This is a genomic window from Paracoccus sp. JM45 (genome assembly GCF_003590715.1).
Lineage (GTDB): Bacteria > Pseudomonadota > Alphaproteobacteria > Rhodobacterales > Rhodobacteraceae > Paracoccus.
Genome location: NZ_QQVY01000004.1, coordinates 181,840 through 203,322, shown reverse-complemented (window position 1 = coordinate 203,322; position 21,483 = coordinate 181,840). Strand labels below are relative to the sequence as shown.

General features: G+C 59.4%; 22 protein-coding genes. 7 read left to right on the top strand and 15 right to left on the bottom strand.

What is annotated here, in order from left to right; translation table 11 throughout:
* Positions 1 to 76 precede the first annotated feature (76 nt).
* Positions 77 to 1,387: a helix-turn-helix domain-containing protein gene (locus DWB67_RS08445; RefSeq protein WP_119807094.1), complete on the top strand. Its 1,311-nt coding sequence runs from the start codon at positions 77 to 79 to the stop codon at positions 1,385 to 1,387.
* A 43-nt stretch (positions 1,388 to 1,430) separates the two neighbouring features.
* Here the strand turns inward: DWB67_RS08445 and DWB67_RS08440 are convergent, their stop codons facing one another.
* Positions 1,431 to 2,480, bottom strand: a complete 1,050-nt coding sequence (locus DWB67_RS08440; protein ID WP_119807093.1) for a dipeptidase — start codon at positions 2,478 to 2,480, stop codon at positions 1,431 to 1,433.
* Between the two features lie 127 nt (positions 2,481 to 2,607).
* On the opposite strand from DWB67_RS08440, the gene DWB67_RS08435 reads away from it, so the two are divergent.
* Positions 2,608 to 2,940, top strand: a complete 333-nt coding sequence (locus DWB67_RS08435) for an antibiotic biosynthesis monooxygenase family protein (RefSeq protein ID WP_119807092.1) — start codon at positions 2,608 to 2,610, stop codon at positions 2,938 to 2,940.
* A 58-nt stretch (positions 2,941 to 2,998) separates the two neighbouring features.
* Positions 2,999 to 3,634 carry a ParA family partition ATPase gene (gene parA / locus DWB67_RS08430; protein ID WP_119807091.1) on the top strand — a complete coding sequence of 212 codons (636 nt, stop codon included), beginning with the start codon at positions 2,999 to 3,001 and terminating at the stop codon, positions 3,632 to 3,634.
* A 3-nt stretch (positions 3,635 to 3,637) separates the two neighbouring features.
* Here parA and DWB67_RS08425 read toward each other — a convergent pair whose 3' ends face one another.
* Both DWB67_RS08425 and DWB67_RS08420 read right to left on the bottom strand, forming a co-directional pair.
* The gene (locus DWB67_RS08425) at positions 3,638 to 4,315 is read right to left on the bottom strand and encodes an NAD-dependent deacylase (protein WP_119807090.1); all 678 of its coding nucleotides are present in this window, start codon (positions 4,313 to 4,315) and stop codon (positions 3,638 to 3,640) included.
* Positions 4,316 to 4,324: 9 nt separating this feature from the next.
* Positions 4,325 to 4,627, bottom strand: coding sequence for a hypothetical protein (locus tag DWB67_RS08420; protein WP_255418600.1), 303 nt, complete (start codon positions 4,625 to 4,627; stop codon positions 4,325 to 4,327).
* 202 nt (positions 4,628 to 4,829) lie between these two features.
* On the opposite strand from DWB67_RS08420, the gene DWB67_RS08415 reads away from it, so the two are divergent.
* From DWB67_RS08415 to lepA, 3 genes are all read left to right on the top strand, one after another.
* Positions 4,830 to 5,525, top strand: a complete 696-nt coding sequence (locus DWB67_RS08415; protein WP_119807089.1) for an HAD family hydrolase — start codon at positions 4,830 to 4,832, stop codon at positions 5,523 to 5,525.
* On the top strand, positions 5,522 to 6,457 hold the full coding sequence (locus DWB67_RS08410) for a DMT family transporter (RefSeq protein ID WP_119807088.1): 936 nt from the start codon (positions 5,522 to 5,524) through the stop codon (positions 6,455 to 6,457). Before DWB67_RS08415 ends, DWB67_RS08410 begins: the two co-directional genes overlap by 4 nt.
* Before the next feature lie 176 nt (positions 6,458 to 6,633).
* Entirely contained in the window at positions 6,634 to 8,433 is a 1,800-nt protein-coding gene (gene lepA, locus DWB67_RS08405) for a translation elongation factor 4 (protein WP_119807087.1), read from the top strand.
* Between the two features lie 43 nt (positions 8,434 to 8,476).
* Here lepA and DWB67_RS08400 read toward each other — a convergent pair whose 3' ends face one another.
* The 8 genes from DWB67_RS08400 to guaA form a co-directional block, all read right to left on the bottom strand.
* A complete protein-coding gene (locus DWB67_RS08400; RefSeq protein WP_119807086.1) occupies positions 8,477 to 8,860 on the bottom strand; it encodes a hypothetical protein in 384 nt (127 codons plus the stop codon).
* Between the two features lie 171 nt (positions 8,861 to 9,031).
* Positions 9,032 to 9,178, bottom strand: coding sequence for an entericidin A/B family lipoprotein (locus DWB67_RS08395; RefSeq protein WP_119807085.1), 147 nt, complete (start codon positions 9,176 to 9,178; stop codon positions 9,032 to 9,034).
* Positions 9,179 to 9,240: 62 nt separating this feature from the next.
* On the bottom strand, positions 9,241 to 9,624 hold the full coding sequence (gene rbsD / locus DWB67_RS08390) for a D-ribose pyranase (RefSeq protein ID WP_119807084.1): 384 nt from the start codon (positions 9,622 to 9,624) through the stop codon (positions 9,241 to 9,243).
* 4 nt (positions 9,625 to 9,628) lie between these two features.
* Complete coding sequence (locus DWB67_RS08385; protein ID WP_119807083.1) at positions 9,629 to 10,813, bottom strand: dipeptidase; 1,185 nt, start codon at positions 10,811 to 10,813, stop codon at positions 9,629 to 9,631.
* Positions 10,814 to 10,907: 94 nt separating this feature from the next.
* On the bottom strand, positions 10,908 to 12,731 hold the full coding sequence (locus DWB67_RS08380) for a M3 family oligoendopeptidase (RefSeq protein ID WP_119807082.1): 1,824 nt from the start codon (positions 12,729 to 12,731) through the stop codon (positions 10,908 to 10,910).
* A gap of 88 nt (positions 12,732 to 12,819) precedes the next feature.
* Complete coding sequence (locus tag DWB67_RS08375) at positions 12,820 to 13,620, bottom strand: GNAT family N-acetyltransferase (RefSeq protein WP_119807081.1); 801 nt, start codon at positions 13,618 to 13,620, stop codon at positions 12,820 to 12,822.
* Between the two features lie 61 nt (positions 13,621 to 13,681).
* Positions 13,682 to 15,205 (bottom strand): cryptochrome/photolyase family protein, encoded by a 1,524-nt coding sequence (locus DWB67_RS08370; RefSeq protein ID WP_119807080.1) that lies wholly within the window; start codon positions 15,203 to 15,205, stop codon positions 13,682 to 13,684.
* 72 nt (positions 15,206 to 15,277) lie between these two features.
* Positions 15,278 to 16,837 (bottom strand): glutamine-hydrolyzing GMP synthase, encoded by a 1,560-nt coding sequence (gene guaA / locus DWB67_RS08365; RefSeq protein ID WP_119807079.1) that lies wholly within the window; start codon positions 16,835 to 16,837, stop codon positions 15,278 to 15,280.
* Between the two features lie 123 nt (positions 16,838 to 16,960).
* Here guaA and DWB67_RS08360 point away from each other — a divergent pair, with 123 nt between their 5' ends.
* A complete protein-coding gene (locus DWB67_RS08360; protein ID WP_119807078.1) occupies positions 16,961 to 17,476 on the top strand; it encodes a CAP domain-containing protein in 516 nt (171 codons plus the stop codon).
* A gap of 33 nt (positions 17,477 to 17,509) precedes the next feature.
* Here the strand turns inward: DWB67_RS08360 and DWB67_RS08355 are convergent, their stop codons facing one another.
* From DWB67_RS08355 to DWB67_RS08340, 4 genes are read right to left on the bottom strand one after another with little or no spacing between them, the layout of a single operon-like run.
* Entirely contained in the window at positions 17,510 to 18,841 is a 1,332-nt protein-coding gene (locus tag DWB67_RS08355) for a branched-chain amino acid ABC transporter permease (RefSeq protein WP_119807077.1), read from the bottom strand.
* A 13-nt stretch (positions 18,842 to 18,854) separates the two neighbouring features.
* A complete protein-coding gene (locus DWB67_RS08350) occupies positions 18,855 to 19,862 on the bottom strand; it encodes a branched-chain amino acid ABC transporter permease (protein ID WP_119807076.1) in 1,008 nt (335 codons plus the stop codon).
* A gap of 3 nt (positions 19,863 to 19,865) precedes the next feature.
* The gene (locus DWB67_RS08345) at positions 19,866 to 20,699 is read right to left on the bottom strand and encodes an ABC transporter ATP-binding protein (RefSeq protein ID WP_119807075.1); all 834 of its coding nucleotides are present in this window, start codon (positions 20,697 to 20,699) and stop codon (positions 19,866 to 19,868) included.
* Entirely contained in the window at positions 20,696 to 21,478 is a 783-nt protein-coding gene (locus tag DWB67_RS08340) for an ABC transporter ATP-binding protein (protein WP_119807074.1), read from the bottom strand. Before DWB67_RS08340 ends, DWB67_RS08345 begins: the two co-directional genes overlap by 4 nt.
* Positions 21,479 to 21,483 lie beyond the last annotated feature (5 nt).

The window sequence follows — 21,483 nt, the reverse complement described above, 5'->3', positions numbered from 1 at the left end:
GATAACGTATGGGTAAAGAAGCAGTGGAGTTGTCCGATTCGGACGACCCATATAAAATTCGGATGAGGCAATCGGAATGAACAGGCTGCGGGCACATGATCCGGCAGAGGAGTTCGTGCAGGTGGAGGATAGTTTCCTCGACGATGACACGCGTCTGGGCGACCTGATGCGCGGTGAACGGGCAACATTGGGCAAGTCATTGCTTGATGTGCAACGTGAACTGCGGATTCGTGCGTCCTATGTTGCTGCAATAGAAAATTGTGACATTTCGGCTTTCGATACGCCCAGTTTCATTTCGGGTTACGTGAGATCCTATGCGCGATATCTTAGCATGGACCCCGATTGGACGTTCCGCAGGTTCTGTGTCGAATCCGGATTTTTGCCGACCCATGGTATGGCTGCCTCTGCTTCGGGGCCAAAGCCGACGCGACGGCCCTCTGATCCTGCCGAAGCTTTGGCAAACCCCCGTGCATTGTTTATCCCGCAGGAACAAAGCTTCTGGTCCGAAATCGAACCGCGTGCCGTTGGCGCGATCTTTGTATTGATGGCCCTGATCGGTGGTTTGGCCTATGGCGGATATTCGGTTCTGCAAGAGGTTCAGCGCGTCACCTTGACCCCCGGCGACGATATGCCGGGTATTGTGACGGAACTGGACCCGACACAGGGTGCCGGACTTTCGGGACCGGCGCTGGACGCCGAAAGCAGCATCGTTGCGCGTAATCTGCCCCAGCCCGAGGCATTAGACCGCCTGTATCGTCCGCAAATTCTGGAAGCGCCGGTGTTGACTGCGCGTGACGGACCGATTGCGTCGATTGATCCGGGCTTGCTGGATGGCGGCCCGACAATTGATTCGATCATCGCTTCGGCGGGGCAGGTGACCCAATTCCCGCAACCTGCCGCCGGACCGCAGTTGTCTGCGGCCCAGCAGGGCGATGATGCGACTTTGGCCCTTGGGCCGCGTGTTCCCGCCGACGATCAGACGCAGACTGCGGCAGCTGACAGTGTTGTGCGGACTGTTGCCCCTGATGCAGCCGAGGTTGCCTTGATGGCGGTGCGTCCGGCTTGGGTGCGTGTCACCTCGGCTGATGGCACGGTTTTGCTGGAAAAGATCATGGACGCGGGGGAACGCTTTACCCTTCCCAAACTGGAAGGCGCGCCGACCTTGCGGACAGGTAATTCCGGTGCGGTCTATTTCGCGGTGAACGGGCAGACCTATGGTCCGGCAGCGCCGGGCGCACAGGTTGTCAGCAAAATCGAACTGTCGACCGATAGTCTGACCGAACGCTATGCCTTGGCGGATACCAGCTCGGATCCCGAACTGGCACAGATGGTGGCGGTGGCGCAGATCGCCCCTGATCCGGCACAGCCCGTCGAACAGGTCGAATAGGATGCACTGCCGGGCCAATCGCCCGGCAGTTTTCGTTTCAGCCTTAGGCTTTCCACGTCCGTTTCAGCAGCCCGATCCAATTGTCGCAGGCGATCTTGTTGATCAGCGCCTTGTCATAGCCATGATTCTGCATGGCGGTGATCAAGTTCGGCAGGCCGGCGGCATCGGGGATATCACGCGGCATCAGCGCCCCGTCAAAATCGGAGCCAAAAGCAACCCCGTCTTCGCCCAAGATCGACAGAAGGTGGTCCAGATGGCGCAGCATGACATCCAGATCATCCAGCACGATGCGACGCCCGTCCGGCCGCAAAAAGCTAGAGGCAAAGTTCAGCCCGACCAGACCCTGACTGTCGGCAATCTGGCGCAGCTGACGATCGGTCAGGTTGCGGGAACTTTTGCTGATGGCGTGGACGCCACTATGGCTGGCCACCAACGGGGCATCCGACAGGGCGGCGATATCATTCACGCCAGCCTCGTTCAGGTGTGACAGATCCAGCATAATACCAAGGGCGTTGCATTCGCGGACCAGATCACGACCGGCGGTGGTCAAGCCGCCACCGATGTCAGGCGAAGCGGGAAAGGCGAACGGCACCCCTTCGGCATAACGGGTGGGACGCGACCAGACCGGTCCAAGCGACCGCAGACCTGCAGCATGCCACAGATGTAGCGCGTCCATGTCGCTGATCGCCTCGGCGCCCTCCATATGCATAATGGCGGCGATACGGCCCTGATCGATGCTGTCGGTCAGATCAGCGGCTTTGCGCGCAATGGACAGCGTTCCTGTGCGTTCCAGCGCTAGCAGCGCGGATGCCTGTGCAAAGGCCGAAGGAAGTGCCTCGATGTCCGAAATCTGCGGGGGAAGAGGCATATCGAAGGGCGGGTTTTCCATCTTGCTTTGCGCGTCGGGGTCACTGAACCCTGAAGGTAAGGGAATCCAGATCGCAAAGAACCCGCCGACCAGACCGCCCTGTTTCATGCGCGGCAGGTCCAGATGTCCGGTGCCGTCGCCCTTCAGCCACAGATCGGTCCCGCCTTGTCCGGCAGCCACCACGCGTTGCAGAAAATCGTTATGTCCATCAAAGATGCGGACCATTTGCATACCCCTGTCAATTGTGGCGGCAGGATGCACAGCGTGCAGGTCAGGCGCAATGCCGCATAGGGGCTTTGCGAATTCCTTGGGCAGGTCTAGGCTGTTTCCATAGTTAATGGAGGGGAGAGCCATGCCGAAAATCACCACCGGTTTCAGCGGCCAGACGGTCATCACCACATTCGAGGTCACACCGGGCAGCGCGCATGACGTGCTGGAACTGCTGACCGATGCATGGGATCATGTCATCAGCCGGCAATCGGGCTGCCTTGGTGGTGCCATTCATCTGAATGATGCACAGACCCGCATCGCCACTTATTCGCAGTGGCAGGATCGCAATGACTATCAAGCCATGTTGCGCAGTCCGGAAATGCGACGCCGCAACCGCGAAATCCACGATATGTGCAAAAGCTTTGAACCGGTGATGTACGAGGTGCAGAGCGTTTTCGATCCCGCATTATCTTGATGCAATCACCCGCGCGCCTGTTAACCTTGTTCCAGCGGGTTAGCAGAAGGATTGGCGCATGGCGGGACGCATCATCACCGTTGCCCAGCAAAAGGGCGGTTCGGGGAAAACGACCTTGGCTGTAAATCTTGCCGTTGCCCTGCATGCGCGGGGCCATTCGGTTGCTTTAGTCGATACCGACCCCCAAGGCAGTATGGGCCGCTGGTTCATGGAACGCATGCAAGCCCACGGAGAGGACGAGGCGATGGATTTTTCCACCTCTTCCGCTTGGGGGGCCAGTTACGAATCCGAAAAGCTGAAGAAGCGTTTCGATTATGTCATCATCGATACGCCTCCCAAGATTGACAGTGATCTGCGTCCTGCCCTGAAGGTGGCCGATCTGGTGCTGGTGCCAGTGGCGACAAGCCATGTCGATCTTTGGGCAACGGAAGGGGTGCTGGACCTTGCCCGTCGGGAAAAAGCGGATGTGCTGGTGGTCTTGAACCGGTCACGTCCCAATACCCGATTGTCGACCGAGGTGACCGAAAAGGCCCAGGAACTGGGTGTGTCAGTCGCGCAGGTGCAGATCTCCAATCGTGTGGTTTATGCCGAAACACTGGGGCAGGGACTGGGGGCAATGGAAAAAGCACGGACCAGCCCCGCGCGGGACGAAATTAACGCGCTGACCGATGAGGTGCTGACGCGACTGGGTTAATCCTTAACAGAGGTCGCCCACCCATCGCGGAACGGTTTCACTGGCAGGTCCAAGAATTTGCCGGTCGAAATCATCGGCATTCATACTGCTGTCCAGATTAAGCTCCAGACAGGTTGCGCCGCGCCGTCCTGCGTGTTGGGCGAAACCCGCCGCGGGATAGACATTGCCCGACGTGCCGATTGCCACAAACAGTTCGCTTTCCTCCAATGCCTGCCAGATGCGTTCCAGATGATAGGGCATCTCTCCGAACCAGACGATGTCTGGGCGAGTCGTCGGCTGGCGACAGGCGGGGCAAAGGTCTTCGGGGGTCATCACGATAGGTGCTGGCCAATCATGCCCGCAGGCGGCGCAGAGGGCGCGGTTCAGCGCCCCGTGCATATGGATAACATCCCTGCTGCCCGCGCGTTCATGCAGATCATCGACATTCTGGGTGACCAGCGTAACATCGTGATGACCCTCAAGGCGCATCAGTGCCAGATGGGCGGCGTTGGGAACTGCGTCCAAAGCCGCCTTTCGCCGCATGTTATAGAAGGCATGGACCAGCGTAGGGTCTTTGGTAAAGCCTTCGGAGGTGGCGACATCCTCGATCCGATGGTTTTCCCATAGACCGTCACTGGCGCGGAAGGTCGCAAGACCGCTTTCCGCGGAAATACCTGCACCTGTCAGGATGGTAATACGCATATAGGTGGGTTACCGGCAAAGACGCTCGGCCTGAGTGGCAAAGCTGCGATAGCGGCGCCAGAACGAGTTGTCGGAATCACGCTTCGAGGTGCGGACCTCTTGTGCGCGGTGGGGGTCGCGGAAGAAGCTGGCGGCTTTGCGCTGGTCAGAACGCGACAGGGTCTGGTTGGCGACCTGCTGGATGCATCCACACAGGGGGGCATTCCCGCGCGCACGGTCCGACCGCACACAGGCGCTGTCGATAGGTCCGGCCATGGCCATAGGGGTGGTCAGCATAACGGTGGCTGCTGCGATCACGAAACGGTTCAGCATGGGGCTGTCTCCTCGGTTCTCGTCCTCATATGCCGGGATGCCGGTTGTGTTTCCGGTCTTTTCTGCCCGACGGGTTCCCGATCAATACCAAAAAGGTGCCATTTCCTCAATCACGTTTGCGAAGGGTCGGGGTTGCTTTGGCAATTCCAAGCCTGCATGTCCTGAAAAAGCCCTGATTCCCTATGAATGCAAGAGGACGCAGATGATCGATGCCATCGGACTGGATGCGGATGACACCCTATGGGAGAACGAGACATTCTTCCGTGTGACCGAGGCTGAATTCACGGCCCTGCTGTCGGATCACGGGGATGCCGATATGATCGCCAGTAGGCTCTATGATGTCGAACGGGCGAACCTTGCGCGCTATGGCTATGGCATCAAGGGGTTTACGCTGTCGATGGTGCAGACAGCCATCGAATTGACGGATGGTGCAGTGGACGGTCGCACCATAGGGCGGATACTGGAAATGGGGCAGGATATGCTGGCGCATCCGGTCCATCCCTTACCCCATGTCGAAACGGCGCTGGGCAAATTGCAGGGGCGGCGGCTTATCCTGATTACCAAAGGGGATCTGATGGATCAAGAACGCAAGGTCGCAGCCTCCGGTCTGGCCGAAATGTTCGAGGTGGTCGAGATTCTGGCCGATAAGACGCCCGAAGCCTATTCCCGTGTCATGAACAGTCATGGCATTGCACCGGACCGTTTCCTGATGGCGGGAAATTCCATGAAAAGCGATGTGATCCCTGTGCTGGATATCGGGGGGTGGGGTGTCTTTATCCCCCATGGTCTGACATGGATTGCCGAACATGCCGAAACCCCCGATCACCCCCGTCTGAGAGAGCTGGAGACCATCGCCGGACTGCCCAACCTTGTTGCCGAACTGGAGAGGCGGGGATGAGCCTTTGGTCGGGACTGTCGGATAACGGACGTGCGTCCCTCTCCATGAGCGGGGCAATGGCATTCTTTGCGCTTGAGGATGCTTTCCTGAAGACCCTGACCCTGTCTATGCCGATCTGGCAGTTACTGGCCATGACAGGCCTTGCGGCTATGTGTGTCTTCTGGGTGCGTCTTCTCATACGGGGGCAGGCGCTGTGGACCCGTGCGTTGATGCATCCCATGGCCCTGCTGCGCAACGTCGGAGAGATTATCGGTGCATTCGGCTTTGTCACTGCATTGGCGCTGGGCGAACTGGCCTCGACCTCGGCCATTTTGCAGGTCTTGCCGCTGACGCTGGTTCTGGGGGCGGCACTGTTTTTTGGGGAAAAGGTCGGATGGCGGCGTTGGCTGTCAGTGGCCATCGGTTTTGCGGGTGTGCTGTTGATCCTGCGGCCCGGAACGGCATCTTTCCATCCGTCGATGCTTTGGGCGGTGATGGGGGTTGCGGGGCTGACATTGCGCGATCTGGCAACACGACTGATTCCCAAGGGTGTGCCTTCGGATCAATTGTCCGCCTCGGCCTATGGGGCGATGATACCTGCCGGTCTGGTCATGGCTGCGCTGGGCGGTGAACCGGCAGTGATACCAGATCAGATGCAATGGGCGATGTTGGCAGGCACGTTGGTCTTCGGCGTGGTGGGATATACCGCGCTGGTCACAGCATCACGCATCGGCGAAGCCTCGGTTGTTGCGCCGTTTCGTTATTCCCGTCTGGCCTTTGCGCTGGTTGTGGCATTCGTCGTCTTTGGTGAACGTCCCGATCTGCCGATGCTGGCAGGCGCGGCCTTGATTGCCGGTGCAGGCGGATATGCCATGTGGCGCGAGGCAGGTTTGCGCCGCCGCAGCAGACCCGTTTCCGGCACAATCCGCCCCGGCGACGCTCCGTTGTCCTAAGACGGGCCAGCCTGCGATTCCCCCATCGAGGGGGCATCGCAGGCTGCGTATCCCGCAGGGGATACGCGGTCCTTTTACCGCAACGGATGTGATTGATTTTATCGCCGGTGAAAACAAACGTCGTACGGCAGCGAAAGCCCCTTTTCGTAGCCCTTGGAACCCAGTATAGCCCGCCTATGACAGAGCTGTCCCTCATTCGCAATTTTTCGATCGTGGCCCATATCGACCACGGCAAATCCACCTTGGCCGACCGGCTGATTCAGCTTACGGGGACTGTCGCTGAACGCGACATGAAGACCCAGATGCTGGACAGCATGGATATCGAGCGTGAACGTGGAATCACCATCAAAGCCAACACGGTGCGTATTTCCTATCCTGCAAAGGACGGAAACACCTATGTGTTGAACCTGATCGACACGCCGGGCCATGTCGACTTCGCCTATGAAGTCAGCCGCTCTATGCGCGCGGTCGAGGGTTCGCTGCTGGTCGTTGACGCCACACAGGGTGTCGAGGCGCAGACGCTGGCCAATGTCTATCAGGCCATTGATGCCGACCACGAAATTGTGCCGGTCCTGAACAAGATCGACCTGCCCGCATCCGAACCAGATCGCGTCAAGGCGCAGATCGAGGATGTGATTGGCATCGACGCAAGTCAGGCCGTGTCCATCAGCGCCAAGACCGGTGTGGGCATTCCCGACGTTCTGGAAGCCATCGTCACCCGTCTGCCCGCACCGACCGGCGACCGCGATGCGCCCTTGAAGGCGATGCTGGTGGATAGCTGGTACGACAGCTATCTGGGCGTCGTCGTGATGATCCGCGTCATGGATGGGGTCGTCCGCAAGGGCGATCAGGTCAAGATGATGCAGACGGGCGCGACCTATCGTCTGGACAAGCTGGCCGTACTGACGCCTGCGATGAAGGACATCGCGGAACTTGGTCCGGGTGAGATCGGTGTTTTCACCGCATCCATCAAGCAGGTGCGCGACACCCGCGTCGGCGACACGATCACGACCGAAAAGAAGGGTGCTGACAAGGCGCTTCCGGGTTTCAAGCCTGCACAGCCGGTGGTGTTCTGCGGATTGTTCCCCGTTGATGCGAATGACTTTGAACCGCTGCGCGACGCCATCGAAAAGCTGGCCCTGAACGACGCCAGCTTCAGCTACGAGATGGAAACCTCGGCCGCGCTTGGCTTTGGCTTCCGCTGCGGCTTCCTTGGGCTGCTGCACCTTGAGGTGATCCGCGACCGTCTGGAACGCGAATACGATCTGGATCTGATCACCACCGCGCCAAGCGTGGTCTTCAAGCTGCATATGCGCGATGGCGAGGTTATGGACCTGCATAACCCCGCGGATATGCCCGATCCCTCGATCATCGACCACATCACCGAGCCGCGCATCAAGGCGACCATCATGGTGCCGGATGAATATCTGGGCGATGTGCTGAAGCTGTGTCAGGACCGTCGCGGCATCCAGATGGATTTGACCTATGCGGGCAGCCGCGCCATGGCGGTCTATGACCTGCCGCTGGCCGAAGTTGTCTTCGACTTCTATGACCGCCTGAAATCGGTGACCAAGGGTTACGCCAGCTTCGACTACCAGATCAGCGAATACCGTGAGGATTATCTGGTCAAGATGTCGATCCTTGTGAACGACGAACCGGTCGATGCGCTGTCGATGATGGTGCACCGTGACCGCGCCGAAAGCCGTGGCCGCGCAATGGTCGAAAAGCTGAAAGAGCTGATCCCGCGGCATATGTTCAAGATCCCGATCCAGGCCGCCATCGGCAGCCGCGTGATCGCGCGGGAAACACTTTCCGCGATGCGTAAGGACGTGACGGCCAAATGCTATGGCGGTGACGCGACGCGGAAAAAGAAGCTGTTGGAAAAGCAGAAGGCCGGTAAGAAGAAAATGCGTCAGTTCGGCAAGGTCGAAATTCCGCAGACCGCCTTTATCCAGGCGCTTAAGATGGACAGCTGATCAAATGGCCCCGGTTTTCCGGGGCCTATTTTTTGAAGACGTCTTAGCGTTCCTGTTCAGGCACAACGGTCTGGCAATGCGAACCCACCGCCTGACCGACAGAAATCGCCTCGTCCTTTGCACCCGATCCGAATTGCGACAAACCGGCACCTTCGGCCATATTCGCCTGCTTCAGTGTAAATGTAATGCCTTCGCCCGACCCGCGCGGTTTCGGGCTGGCGCGCCACAAACGGGTGTTGACCGGAAGATGCATTTCCCGTTGCGCCAGATCACCTGCCGCGCACCAATATCCGGTGGCAAGGCTGCCGGGTTTATAGGGAACCTTAATTTCGGTCGGGCTGACTTGACGGGCAACCATTCCGTTTTGCGCGGTAAAAGCGCTGGCGGGGAAAGGTAAGGCCATCAGCATCACTGCAACGAAACGCATAGGGTGATCTCCTTCTGTTGAAATGGGCGGTATTTCCGGTGAACGATTCCACAGCTTTTGAATCGTTGCAAATCACGCACAGATGATCAGGTATAACGGACGGAAAAACCTTATAAAAAAGCCCCCTGCAGTTTGCATGCAAAGGGCTTTTCCTGTCTGGAATGGGTCGGATTACATGCCAGCTTGGGCTTGCGCACTTTCCTGCTGGACGACAGATCCGGCGGTCGAAATGTCACGACCGGCGCCCTGCACGGTCTCGCATGCCGACAATGCCATCATGGCCAGAACGGCGGTCAACCCGAGGATTTTCTTCTGCATGGCTTCGTCTCCTGTTGATAACGATCTGGAATTGCAACGCTATCAAATGCCAAGGGTTCCCCTCAAAATGCGACGCCGGACCATAGGCTGATATTTGCATATGGTGTGCATTCGCCAGTGCGGATAACGGCCCGTGCCGAGGCCATGCCCTGCTTGAAATCATCATGGCTGACAAAGCCGAGTTGCCCGATATCACGGGCTTTGAATTCATCGACCAGTTCCGGCGCAGCCTGTTGCGCGACAGAAGACCGTTCGACGACCAGTTCGCTTAGAACAGCGTCCAGAACCTGCATGACGCTTGGGACGCCGCGGGTGACCGCCAGATCGATACAGCGCACACCGGCTGGCACAGGCAGACCCGCATCACCAATGACGATCAGATCGCCATGGCCCATCGCAGCCACCAGTCCCGACAGTTCCGCATGCAGCAGGGCAGTTCGTTTCATTCCGTTATCCTTCTTGGGGCAGGACGCTTGCCAGATAGGCCATCATATTCCCGCCCATCACTTTCGCGATCTGACCCGAGGTCAAGCCCTGATCGATCAGCGCCTGTGTCAGCGCCGGAAGATGCGCCGCGTCAAAGGGGGTGTCGACCGATCCATCCCAGTCCGATCCCAAGGCGACATGGTCTTCACCCGCAATCTGGATCGCTGCAGCGATGGCACCGGCAATATCGGCAGGAGTTTTTCCGCAAACAACGTCGGACCAGAAGCCGATACCGATCAGGCCACCCGCCTGCGCGATGTCACCCACCAGTTCGTCGGACAAATTGCGCGGGCTGGGGCAGTGGGAATAGATGCCGCCGTGGGACAGGATCGGGCGCGTATCTGGAATTGCCAGCACGTCTTTCACCATCGCTGGCGAGGCATGCGCCAGATCAATGATCATGCCCCGCCGGACCATATCCTGAACCACCTGATGACCAAAACCGGTCAGGCCTGAAGCGGCCCCCTCTTGTCCGTGCAGGCTGCCGCCCAATTCATTGTCGAAGAAATGTGTCAGGCCGATCAGACGGAAGCCTGCGTCGTAAAGCACATCCAGATTTACCAGATCACCATGCAGCGGATGGCCCCCTTCAAGGCCAAGAAGCGCGCCTAGCGCCTGCTTGCCTTGGTCACGCTCTGAAAGCACGGATGCCAGATCCTGACGCGTGCGAATGATGCGTAAGGTTTCAGGCGCACTTTCAGCAGCCTTTGCAAGCGCCGCCGCCTGAACCAAGGCCCGTTCGCGCAGTGAAAACCACGACCGCATCGGACGTAACTGTCCCATAAACAGCGGCGTGATATTATCGCCAGCCTCACTGCTGTTATGGTCGTAATTCTGCCCGCGCGGGCTTTTTGTTACGGTTGTGAAGACCTGAACGGCAATATTTCCCTGCAACAAACGGGGAATATCGGTATGACCGTGATCGACACGGCGCAGCAGATCCCTGTCCCAAAGCAGTGAATCGGCATGTAGATCACCTATCGTCAGACTTTGATGCAAGGCCAAAGCCTGATCCGATACGGGCCAGCCGTCTTCCGGCATGGTCACAGGGTTCATCGAGCTTTCGACATAGGCAGGTGCAAACGCGAAGAATGCGGTCAACCCGCATACCAGAATTACAGCGCCGCCCAGTAACAACTTTTTCCACATATAACACACCCTCCGACAAGGGCAGCCTGCTGGGAAAAAACGGTTTGGGCAAGCGGCCAATAAGGGTGGATGTCCCTATTGGCCGCCGGTGTACTTACTGTTCCAGCGCTTCCAGTTCGTCGATGAAGCCTTCGATCATCGACAGCCCCTTGTCCCAGAAGGCGGGGTCCGAGGCATCCAGCCCGAAGGGGGCCAGCAGTTCCTTATGGTGCTTGGAACCGCCTGCCGACAGCATGTCGAAATACTTGGACTGGAAGTCGGGCAAGCCGTCTTCATAGGCCGCATAAAGCGCGTTCACCAAACCGTCGCCGAAGGCATAGGCATAGACGTAGAAGGGCGAATGCACGAAATGCGGGACATAGGTCCAGAAAGTCTCATACCCCGGCATGAATTCGAAGACCGGCCCAAGGCTTTCGGCCTGCACGGACATCCATAGGGCGTTAATATCGTCGGGGGTCAGTTCGCCCTCGGCACGCGCCGCATGCAGTTTGCATTCGAAGTCATAGAAGGCAATCTGGCGGACGACGGTGTTGATCATGTCCTCGACCTTGCCGGCCAGCAGGGTCTTTTTCTGCTGGGGATCGGTGGTCTTAGCCAGAAGCGCGCGGAAGGTCAGCATTTCACCAAAGACCGATGCCGTTTCGGCCAAGGTCAGGGGCGTCGATGACAGCAATTCGCCCTGACCCGCGGCCAGACGCTGGTGAACGCCGTGGCCCAACTCGTGTGCCAAGGTCATCACGTCGCGCGGCTTGCCCAGATAGTTCAGCAGAACATAGGGATGCGCGGTGCTGACGGTGGGATGGGCAAAGGCGCCCGGTGCCTTGCCCGGCGTCACGGCAGCGTCAATCCAGCCGTGGTCGAAGAAAGGCTCGGCCAGTTCGGCCAGCTTGGGGTCGAAACCGGCATAGGCGTCAAGGACGGTGCTGCGGGCCTCGGGCCAGTCGATGGTGCGTGGGTTTTCGGTCGGCAGGGGTGCGTTGCGGTCCCAGACCTGCAGCTTGTCCAGCCCCAGCCATTTTGCCTTCAGCGCATAATAGCGATGCGACAGGCGCGGATAGGCGGCGGTGACGGCATTGCGCAGCGCCTCGACGACCTCGGGCTCGACATGGTTCGACAGATGGCGACCGTATTGCGGGGTCGGCATCTTGCGCCACTTGTCCTCGATGGCTTTTTCCTTGGCCAGTGTGTTGTGGATGCGAGCGAACAGAACGACATTTTCGCCGAATACCTTGGCCAGCGCCTTGGCACCCGCCTCGCGCTTTGCGCGGTCATGGTCGGTCAGCAGGTTCAGCGTGGCTTCCATGCCCATCGTCTCGCCCTCGACATCAAAGGTCAGCGCCGCGGTGGTTTCATCGAAAAGACGGTTCCAGGCCGAGGCACCGACGACCGAATTGTCATGCAGGAACTGTTCCAATTCGTCCGACAGCTGGTGCGGGCGCATGGCGCGCATCCGGTCGAAGACGGGGCGGTAGCGGGCAGGTCCGTCAGGGGCGTCGAACATTGCCTGATAGGCGGCTTCGGGGATGCGGTTGAATTCGAGGCTGAAGAACACCAGCGGCGTCGTCATATCGGTGATGCGCGCCTGCAGGTCGCCCATCTGTTTGGCACGGGTCGGATCGGTGGTGTTCTGGTAATAGCGCAGCCCGATATATGACATCAACTTGCCGGCGATGATGTCGATCTGCTGATAGGTCTCGATGCATTCCAGCATCTGGGGGGGGGTCAGATCGGCCAGCTTGCCTTGGTAATCGGCGGCAAAGCCCTGCACCAGCTTTTCCAGCTGCGCCAGATCATCGTTCAGCTGCGGGCTGTCGGGGGCGGGATAAAGGTCGGTCAGATCCCATTCCGGCAGCGCACCCAGATCGGGGGTATTTGCCTTTGCGGGGTCCGCTGCGTCGAAAACCAGTTCATCTGCCATTTTCTGTCCTTTTCCGTCTGTTGGCACAGATGTGGACGTTGCATGGGGCAGGTGCAAGATGCTCACGTGGGTTTGCACAGAATCGGGGTTAAAGTTCCATGAATGCGGCAGGATAGGTAATGGCGCTGCCTGTCCGCAGATCGCCAAAGATTTGCAATGCAGGCCGTGCATAGGGCGATTGCAGGTCTGCAGGCCGGAACCCCGCGCGGCCATAGAACGCAGGATCGCCCAGAACAACGACCGGACGATCACCCGCCGCTTGCAGCGCCATATGCAACAAGGCTGTCCCAAGCCCGCGCCGCTGCAGCGCCGGATGGACGGCCAGGGGTGCTAACGCCAGTGCGGGACGTTCGGCTGACAGGCGCGACAGGGCAATATGGCCCACGGGGGTGCCTTGGGCATGGGCCACCAACGAGATTTCCAGATCGCCGTCCTTGCGCAAGCGGCGCAGCATCCCAGCCTCGGCATCGGTGCCGAAGGCTTGGGTCAGCAGGCCGTCCAGGGCAGAGTGATCGGCGGCAGCCTCGGGGCGGATCAGGGGGTGCAGGTCGTGTTGATGAAAATCACGCGCCATTCCGGCGCTGTCGCGGCCCCATGTGCTGTCTGCAGTGCGGGTTTGATGGGCGGCAAAGGCAGCCGCATCGGTGAACACCTCGGACAGGGACCAATGCAGGGGGTCGTCGTCCTGCGCGATGTCAAAGCGCAGGCAGCCAGCCTCGGACCGGCTAAGGGCGATGTGATCGGGCAGCAGGGACAATGCAGTCATCATCTGGCCGACATCGGAACACAGCAGCTTTCCATGCAGCGCCACCATCGGAGTGGACAGAGGCGCAGGCGTCCCGCTGTCATCGGCGATGGTGGGGTGGTGATGTCCGCAGGCGCAATCCATGGTCGTCCTTTCCGAAGGCTGACACAGCTATCCTTGGCGCGGCTGCCATCGTCAAGCGGGACTAGACCGTTTCCCCCGCCTGCATGCGGTCCAGAAACTGCGCGGCATCCGCGCGGATGGCGGTTTTCTTATCGTCCTGCATCCGGTCCCACGTCACATAGGCGCGGCTGATACGAGGGTTATTCTGAAACCGGTCGCGGTGGCGGATCAGGAAGTCCCAATACAGCAGATTGAACGGGCATGCCTTGTCACCGGTCTTGGCGGTGACGGAATAGCTGCATCCTTTGCAGTAATCCGACATCTTGTTGATGTAATTGCCGGAACTGACATAGGGCTTGGACCCGACCAGCCCGCCATCTGCAAATTGGCTCATCCCGATGGTGTTCGGGGCTTCGACCCATTCATAGGCGTCGATATAAACCTCTAGGTACCATCCATGGACCTGCGCGGGGTCGATCCCGGCCAGCAGGGCGAAGTTGCCCGTGATCATCAGGCGCTGGATGTGATGGGCATAGGCATGGTGCTGTGTCTGGCCGACGGCATGGGACAGGCAGTTCATCCGCGTCTCTGCGCCCCAGTAAAGCGGGGGCAGGTCGCGGCTGTGTCCAAGTGCGTTGCGGCTGGTGTATTCCGGACCTTCAAGGAAATAGATGCCGCGCATGAATTCGCGCCAGCCAAGAATTTGCCGAATGAAGCCTTCGGCTGAATTCAGGCGCACCTTTCCCGACTGATAGGCATCGGCGGCGGCCTGACAGACCTCGGAAGGGGACAGCAAGCCGGTGTTGATATAGGGCGACAGGATTGAATGGTGCAGGAAGGGATCATCCGTCAGCATTGCATCCTGATAGGGGCCAAACAGATCAAGCGAGTGTTCGATGAAGTGGTCCAGAACCTTCAGTGCGCCCTTGCGGTCGGTGGCAAAGTCGAAGGGCAGCAGATCGCCGAAGTTATCGCCAAAGCGGTCCTGCACCAGATCCAGTACCTTCTGGGTGATTGCATCAGGCGCGAAACGCGGTGACTGGGGGTGGAACAGGTCAGGTGCGGCGGGTTTGCGGTTGTCATGGTCATAGTTCCACTGGCCGCCCAAGGGCTGGTCATCTTCCATCAGCAGTCCGGTCTTGCGACGCATCTGGCGATAGAACCATTCCATCCGCAATTCCTTGCGGTCGTTCGCCCAGTCCTGAAATTCGACGTGGGTCGCAAAGAAGCGGTCGTCGGGCAACTGACGGACCTTGATCGGCAAATGGGTCAGCAGGTCGATCAGCCGCCATTCGCCTGCCTCGGTCGTAATAACATCCTGCGCGTTATATTCCGCAGCACGGCGTAACAATTCGCCGCCGATGTTGTGGCTGTTGGCGGGATCATCCAGTTCGGTATAGGCGACCTGCCAGCCCTTATCGCGTAATTCGGCGGCAAATTTACGCATGGCGGCAAAGATCAGGGCGATCTTTTTGGGGTGGTGGCGGACATAGCTGGCCTCGGCCATTACCTCGGCCATGACGATGATATCGTCTGGGGCGGCGGCGCGAAGGGCAGCGATGTCGTGGGACAGCTGGTCGCCCAAAATCAGGATCAAGTTCGGCATATCACCCCCAAAACGCGAAAACGCGCAGGTTTCCCTGCGCGTTCCCGTATCACGATGCGGCCTGCTGCCGCATCATTCCCATTCGATCGTGCCCGGAGGCTTTGACGTGATGTCATAGGTGCAGCGGTTGATGCCCTTAACCTCGTTGATGATGCGGGTCGCAGTTTCACCAAGGAATTCATGGGTGAAGGGATAGTAATCCGCCGTCATGCCATCGACCGAATTCACCGCGCGCAGGGCACAGGCAAAGTCATAGGTCCGGCCATCACCCATCACACCCACGGTGCGAACCGGCAGAATGGCCACAAACGCCTGCCAGATATCGTCATAGAGACCATGCTTGCGGATCTGGTCGATAAAGACCGCGTCGGCCTTGCGCAAAATCTCCAGCTTTTCGCGGGTGATTTCACCGGGGCAGCGGATGGCAAGACCCGGGCCGGGGAAGGGATGGCGACCGATAAAGCTGGCGGGCAGGCCCAGTTCGCGGCCCAATTCGCGGACTTCGTCCTTGAAGAGTTCACGCAGAGGCTCGACCAGTTTCAGACCCATCTTTTCGGGCAGACCGCCGACATTATGGTGCGACTTGATCGTGACCGAGGGGCCACCGCTGAAGCTGACGCTTTCGATGACATCGGGATAGAGCGTGCCTTGGGCAAGGAAATCCGCGCCCTCGATCTGGGTGGCGTATTTCTGGAAGACGTCGATGAACAAGCCGCCGATGATCTTGCGCTTGGTTTCGGGGTCGGAAACCCCTTCCAACTGGCCAAGGAACAGATCGGCTTCGTCGGCAGCAATCAGCGGGATGTTGTAATTGTCGCGGAACATCTTGACGACTTCGTCGCCTTCGTTCAGCCGCAGCAAGCCGTGATCGACAAAGACGCAGGTTAGCTGGTCGCCGATCGCTTCATGGATCAGGACGGCAGCCACTGACGAATCGACGCCGCCCGACAATCCGCAGATGACCTTGCGGTCGCCCACCTGTTCGCGGATCTTGCGGATCGCTTCGTCCTTATAGGACGCCATCGTCCAGTCGCCGGTGAACCCTGCCAGACGGACAAAGTTTTCCAGCATGGTGCGACCGTTCGGGGTGTGATGCACCTCGGGGTGGAACTGGACGGCATAGAAGTGGCGCGTCTCATCCGCGATCATCGCCATGGGCGCGTTGGGCGATGTTCCGATCACTTCGAATCCGGGGGCCAGACTGGTGACGCGGTCACCATGGCTCATCCAGACTTCTTCGCGGCCGGTGTCGAACAACCCCGAGAAGATGCCGTCGGCCTTATGGCCGGGGGCGGGGGCGATGAAGGCACGGCCATATTCGGCGTGGTGCCCCGCCTCGACGCTGCCGCCCAGCTGTTCCATCATGACCTGTTGGCCATAGCAGATGCCGAAAACGGGGACGCCCATGTCGAACACCGCCTGGGGTGCGCGGGGGCTGTCGTCCTGCGTCACGCTGGCCGGTCCGCCGGACAGGATGACCGCTTGCGGGGCCATCTCGCGCAGCGACGCATCGGTCACCGAATTGAAGGGGTGGATTTCGCAATAGACATTCAGTTCACGCAGGCGACGCGCGATCAGCTGCGTCACCTGGCTGCCGAAGTCGATGATCAAAAGGCGCTGGTGCTGGGTCATGACTGCGCTTTAAGCGCGGATTTACGTTCTTGCAAGAGTTTCGCTGGCACAGTGGGACAGGAACCTGCAAAACAATGATGCGTTAGCATAAAATTTCTTCTTTCTCTGTATAAGGGTGTCATTATGAACAAGCTTTCCCTGTCTGCCGCTGCCGCCGTGATGGCACTCTCTGGTTGTTTCACCGGCACTACGGCGTTCAACCAGCCTACCGGTGCCCAGCAGCAGGCGTTCGTGCCGCAATGCACAGGGGATGCGCCCACTGCGGAACGGCTGCGGACATTGGTGGCAGCGTCCCGCGCCGCGCAGGGCAAAGAGGCATTGACCCAGAATGCCCTGCTGGATCGTATTGCACTTTACCACGCTTGTGACATGGCACGGACGGGGCGTGCCGATGTGGCGGGGTCTGACGGATCGAATGTCGTCGATCGGGCACGTGGTGTCGGCTATCCGACTTGTGGTGTGACGCAGCTGGTTGCCGTGGGGGGCACGGCCGATGGCACACTTGCCACATGGCTGGGACAAGAGGCGCAGCGCGCGCAAATCCTTGGACAATCCGATGAGGAGATCGGAAGCGGTGCCGCCCGTGGCGCCGATGGCCGTATCTGGCACAGTGTCGTTCTGGGCGACAACTGCCGCTGATATGGAAAGGGGCGCCACTGGCGCCCCATCGTTCTACTTTTCGGGCAGCAGACCCCTTGGCGCAAATCGCAGCACCAAAAGCAGCACCAGCCCCATCGCGATAAAGCGCATATGCGGCGCGCTATCCAGCAGATGCATCTTCAGATCGCCATCGGGCATGGGCGCTGTCAGCATGCCGATCAGGGCAGGGCCCCAGACCTCGACCTTGATCCATAGGAACCAGATGGTCACGGCCCCCAGAACGGCACCCCAGTTGTTGCCCGACCCGCCGACGATGACCATCACCCAGATCAGGAAGGTATAGCGCAGCGGGTTATAGCTGGTGGGCGTCAGCAGCCCGTCCAGCGTAACCATCATCGCGCCTGCAATACCAATCACTGCCGACCCCAGAATGAAAACCTGCAGATGGCGGCGGGTGACATCCTTGCCCATCGCCTCGGCTGCGGTTTCATTGTCGCGGATCGCGCGCATCATCCGGCCCCAAGGCGATTTCAGCGCCAGTTCGGCCAGCAGGATCAGCACCAGCAGCACAACCAGAAACAGCGACATATAGGACAGCTTGACCCAGATGCCCGAGGCTTCGGCGGCCTGAAAGCCCCAGTCCTTCGCAACTGCGACAAATTCTGCATTGTTTTGCAGATCGACTTCATATGCGACGGGGCGCGGGATCGAGGTGATGTTTTTCACCCCCCGTGCCAGCCAATCCTCGTTTTTCATGACGGCCACAATGATTTCACCGATGCCAAGCGTGGCGATGGCCAGATAATCCGAACGCAGGCCAAGTGCGACCTTGCCGATGGCCCAGGCCGCCGCTGCCGCGAACAGGCCACCCACGGCCCATGACAACAGCACTGGCAACCCGAGGCCACCGATATTGCCGTGACGGGCGGGGTTGTTGTTTTCGATAGCAATCACTGCCGGATCGAACAGGAAGCGATAGGCAAAGAAACCTGCCAGCAGGATCACGGCAATTGCGATCCCGCTGCGGGTGCGGGTCCAGACCAGCTTGGCGATGGCCAGCACGCCGACGCCCACGGCCAGCGCCGCCAGCAGGCGCGGGCCGCCAGCCTGCCATGCCCCTTCGACCGGCGGCAGGGACACCAGCACGGGCGCCAACGCACCCATCGCCAGAAAGCCGACGACGCCAACGTTGAACAGCCCCGCATAGCCCCATTGCATATTCACGCCCAAGGCCGTGATCGCGGATAACAGCCCCATATTCAGGATCGCGAGCGATGTGTTCCAACTGCCGGAAAACATGGTGTTATTGACCGTACCTTCCAGCACGAACAACACGGCAAGGATCGCGAACAGGACAGGCGCGCGCCATGCGCTGTAACCTGCGGATTGACGAGTGTTTGACATATCCGTTTCCCCCTTATGCCGATTTGCCGCGGAACAGCCCTGTCGGGCGGAACAGCAGGACCACGATCAGAATGACAAAGCTGACGGCGAATTTATATTCGGTCCCCAACAGCTGCATCAGGCCGCTTGGTTCGTACCACGGCGCGATATATCCGACGATCTTGACCCAAGGATAGGTCACGGCCACCTCGGAAAACGCGACCAGAAAGCCGCCTGCAATGGCGCCTAACGGGTTGCCCAGCCCGCCCACGATAGCCGCCGCAAAGATCGGCATCAGGATCTGGAAGTAGTTGAACGCTTTGAACGACTTATCCAGACCATAAAGCGTGCCTGCAATCGTCGCCAGACTGGCGGCGATGATCCATGTCATCCGCACGACGCGTTCGGGATCAATGCCCGACAGCAGGGCCAGATCCTCGTTATCGGAATAGGCGCGCATGGCTTTGCCCGATTTGGTACGGTTCAGGAAATAGAACAGCGCGATGACGACGATCACCGCAACCACCAGCGTCAACGCCTGCGTGCTGCGCAGGGCCAAACCTTCGGGAAGGCCGCTCCATTCGCGGAAATCACGTACGTTGATGATAAAACGCTCGCCATCGTCAAAGCGGTATTCGCTGACGCCAATCAGCAGACGCGTCAGGCCGTTCATCACGAACATCACCCCGACCGAGGCCATCACAAGGATGATCGGCGCGGCCTTTTTGACGCGATAGAATTTATAGACCGCCTTATCAGTCAGCAGCACCAGCATGGCCGTGGCTGCAATGCCAAAAGGCAGCGCCAGCAGCGCGGTTGGCAACGGCCCCAGCGATATTCCCATCGCCTGCAAACCCCACGTCACCAGAATGACGACCGCGGTGCCGAACGCCATGGTATCGCCATGGGCAAAGTTCGAAAACCGCAGGATGCCATACACCAGCGTGACGCCAAGCGCGCCCAATGCCAGCTGCGCGCCATAAGCCGCTGCCGGAATGAAAACAAAGTTCAGAAAAACCACGAGGGCATTCAGGAAATCCATGGCTCAGCCCCCCAGGAAGGTGCGGCGCACCTCGTCATTGGCCATCAGTTCGGCACCGGTGCCAGTATGGGCATTCGCGCCCTGCACCAGCACATAGGCCTTATCGGCGATGTTCATCGCCTGCTGCGCGTTTTGTTCCACCATCAGCACGGGCATACCACCGCGCGCGATGGCGATGATGCGGTCGAACAATTCGTCCATGACGATGGGGCTGACGCCCGCAGTCGGTTCGTCCAGCATCAAAACCTTGGGTTGGGTCATCAGCGCGCGGCCCACGGCCACCTGCTGACGTTGTCCGCCCGACAATTCGCCCGCCGCCTGTTTGCGTTTTTCGGCAACAGCGGGGAACAGCTCATAGACCTGCTGCATGGTGTGGCGGATATCGTCGTTGCGAATAAAGGCCCCCATTTCCAGGTTTTCCTCGACCGTCATCGACGGGAAGATGTTGTTCACCTGCGGCACGAAACCCATGCCCGCCTTGACGCGGTCCTGAGGGTTCAGCGCGGTGATGTCCTGACCGTTCAGGCGCACGCTGCCCTGACGCAGGTTCAGCATGCCGAAGATTGCCTTCATTGCGGTGGATTTACCCGCACCGTTCGGACCGACAATCACCGCGATCTGGCCCTGTTCGACGGCGATGGTGCAGTCATTCAGGATATCTGCGCCCTTGCCGTATCCGCCGGTCATGGCCTCGCCGATCAGGAAGGGATCGCCCGCACGTCCTGCGCCGACCGGACCAGATTTGCGAGTGCCGTCAATGGTGCCCATGCCTTTGGTGTTGACGACCGAGGCATCGCGGTTGCCGCGATTGCCGAAGCTTGCGTTCTGATCGCTCATGCGCCCACCATGTCCTTGTTCTTCAGGCCGGTGCCCAGATAGGCCTCGATCACCTGTTCGTTCTGCATGATGTCCGATGCGCTGCCTTGGGCCAGCACCTTGCCTTCGGCCATGACGATGACCGGATCGCAAAGCTTGCCGATGAAATCCATGTCATGTTCGATCACACAGAAGGTATAGCCGCGTTCCTTGTTCAGCCGGATGATCGCATCGGCGATGGTCATCAGCAGGGTGCGGTTCACGCCTGCGCCGACCTCGTCCAGAAAGACGATCTTGGCATCGACCATCATGGTGCGGCCCAGCTCCAGCAGTTTCTTCTGGCCGCCCGACAGGTTGCCCGCATGTTCATTGGCAAGATGGCGGATCGTCAGGAAATCCAGAACCTCATCGGCCTTTTTGCGCAGCTCGGCTTCCTCGCGGGCGATGCGGCCGCGTTGGAACCATGTTTTCCAGATGGTTTCGCCGGACTGCATGCCGGGCACCATCATCAGGTTTTCGCGCACGGTCATGCTGGCGAATTCATGCGCCATCTGGAAGGTCCGCAAAAGGCCCTTGTGGAACAGGTCATGCGGGGGCAGGCCGGTGATTTCCTCGCCGTCCATGAACACCCGACCCGATGTCGGGGGAAGCACGCCCGCAATCACGTTGAACAGCGTCGATTTTCCCGCGCCGTTCGGGCCGATCAAGCCGGTGATCGAGCCGGTCTCGATCGTCAGGCTGGCGCCATCGACGGCGCGGAATCCGCCGAAATGTCTGTGAAGGTCTTCGACCCTGATCATGTTAT

Bases quoted from the DNA above. Each gene is read 5' to 3' on its own strand.
- DWB67_RS08445 (WP_119807094.1), top strand. From the start codon at position 77: ATGAACAGGCTGCGGGCACATGATCCGGCAGAGGAGTTCGTGCAGGTG.
- DWB67_RS08440 (WP_119807093.1), bottom strand. From the start codon at position 2,480: ATGGTCCGCATCTTTGATGGACATAACGATTTTCTGCAACGCGTGGTG.
- DWB67_RS08435 (WP_119807092.1), top strand. From the start codon at position 2,608: ATGCCGAAAATCACCACCGGTTTCAGCGGCCAGACGGTCATCACCACA.
- parA (WP_119807091.1), top strand. From the start codon at position 2,999: ATGGCGGGACGCATCATCACCGTTGCCCAGCAAAAGGGCGGTTCGGGG.
- DWB67_RS08425 (WP_119807090.1), bottom strand. From the start codon at position 4,315: ATGCGTATTACCATCCTGACAGGTGCAGGTATTTCCGCGGAAAGCGGT.
- DWB67_RS08420 (WP_255418600.1), bottom strand. From the start codon at position 4,627: ATGCTGAACCGTTTCGTGATCGCAGCAGCCACCGTTATGCTGACCACC.
- DWB67_RS08415 (WP_119807089.1), top strand. From the start codon at position 4,830: ATGATCGATGCCATCGGACTGGATGCGGATGACACCCTATGGGAGAAC.
- DWB67_RS08410 (WP_119807088.1), top strand. From the start codon at position 5,522: ATGAGCCTTTGGTCGGGACTGTCGGATAACGGACGTGCGTCCCTCTCC.
- lepA (WP_119807087.1), top strand. From the start codon at position 6,634: ATGACAGAGCTGTCCCTCATTCGCAATTTTTCGATCGTGGCCCATATC.
- DWB67_RS08400 (WP_119807086.1), bottom strand. From the start codon at position 8,860: ATGCGTTTCGTTGCAGTGATGCTGATGGCCTTACCTTTCCCCGCCAGC.
- DWB67_RS08395 (WP_119807085.1), bottom strand. From the start codon at position 9,178: ATGCAGAAGAAAATCCTCGGGTTGACCGCCGTTCTGGCCATGATGGCA.
- rbsD (WP_119807084.1), bottom strand. From the start codon at position 9,624: ATGAAACGAACTGCCCTGCTGCATGCGGAACTGTCGGGACTGGTGGCT.
- DWB67_RS08385 (WP_119807083.1), bottom strand. From the start codon at position 10,813: ATGTGGAAAAAGTTGTTACTGGGCGGCGCTGTAATTCTGGTATGCGGG.
- DWB67_RS08380 (WP_119807082.1), bottom strand. From the start codon at position 12,731: ATGGCAGATGAACTGGTTTTCGACGCAGCGGACCCCGCAAAGGCAAAT.
- DWB67_RS08375 (WP_119807081.1), bottom strand. From the start codon at position 13,620: ATGGATTGCGCCTGCGGACATCACCACCCCACCATCGCCGATGACAGC.
- DWB67_RS08370 (WP_119807080.1), bottom strand. From the start codon at position 15,205: ATGCCGAACTTGATCCTGATTTTGGGCGACCAGCTGTCCCACGACATC.
- guaA (WP_119807079.1), bottom strand. From the start codon at position 16,837: ATGACCCAGCACCAGCGCCTTTTGATCATCGACTTCGGCAGCCAGGTG.
- DWB67_RS08360 (WP_119807078.1), top strand. From the start codon at position 16,961: ATGAACAAGCTTTCCCTGTCTGCCGCTGCCGCCGTGATGGCACTCTCT.
- DWB67_RS08355 (WP_119807077.1), bottom strand. From the start codon at position 18,841: ATGTCAAACACTCGTCAATCCGCAGGTTACAGCGCATGGCGCGCGCCT.
- DWB67_RS08350 (WP_119807076.1), bottom strand. From the start codon at position 19,862: ATGGATTTCCTGAATGCCCTCGTGGTTTTTCTGAACTTTGTTTTCATT.
- DWB67_RS08345 (WP_119807075.1), bottom strand. From the start codon at position 20,699: ATGAGCGATCAGAACGCAAGCTTCGGCAATCGCGGCAACCGCGATGCC.
- DWB67_RS08340 (WP_119807074.1), bottom strand. From the start codon at position 21,478: ATGATCAGGGTCGAAGACCTTCACAGACATTTCGGCGGATTCCGCGCC.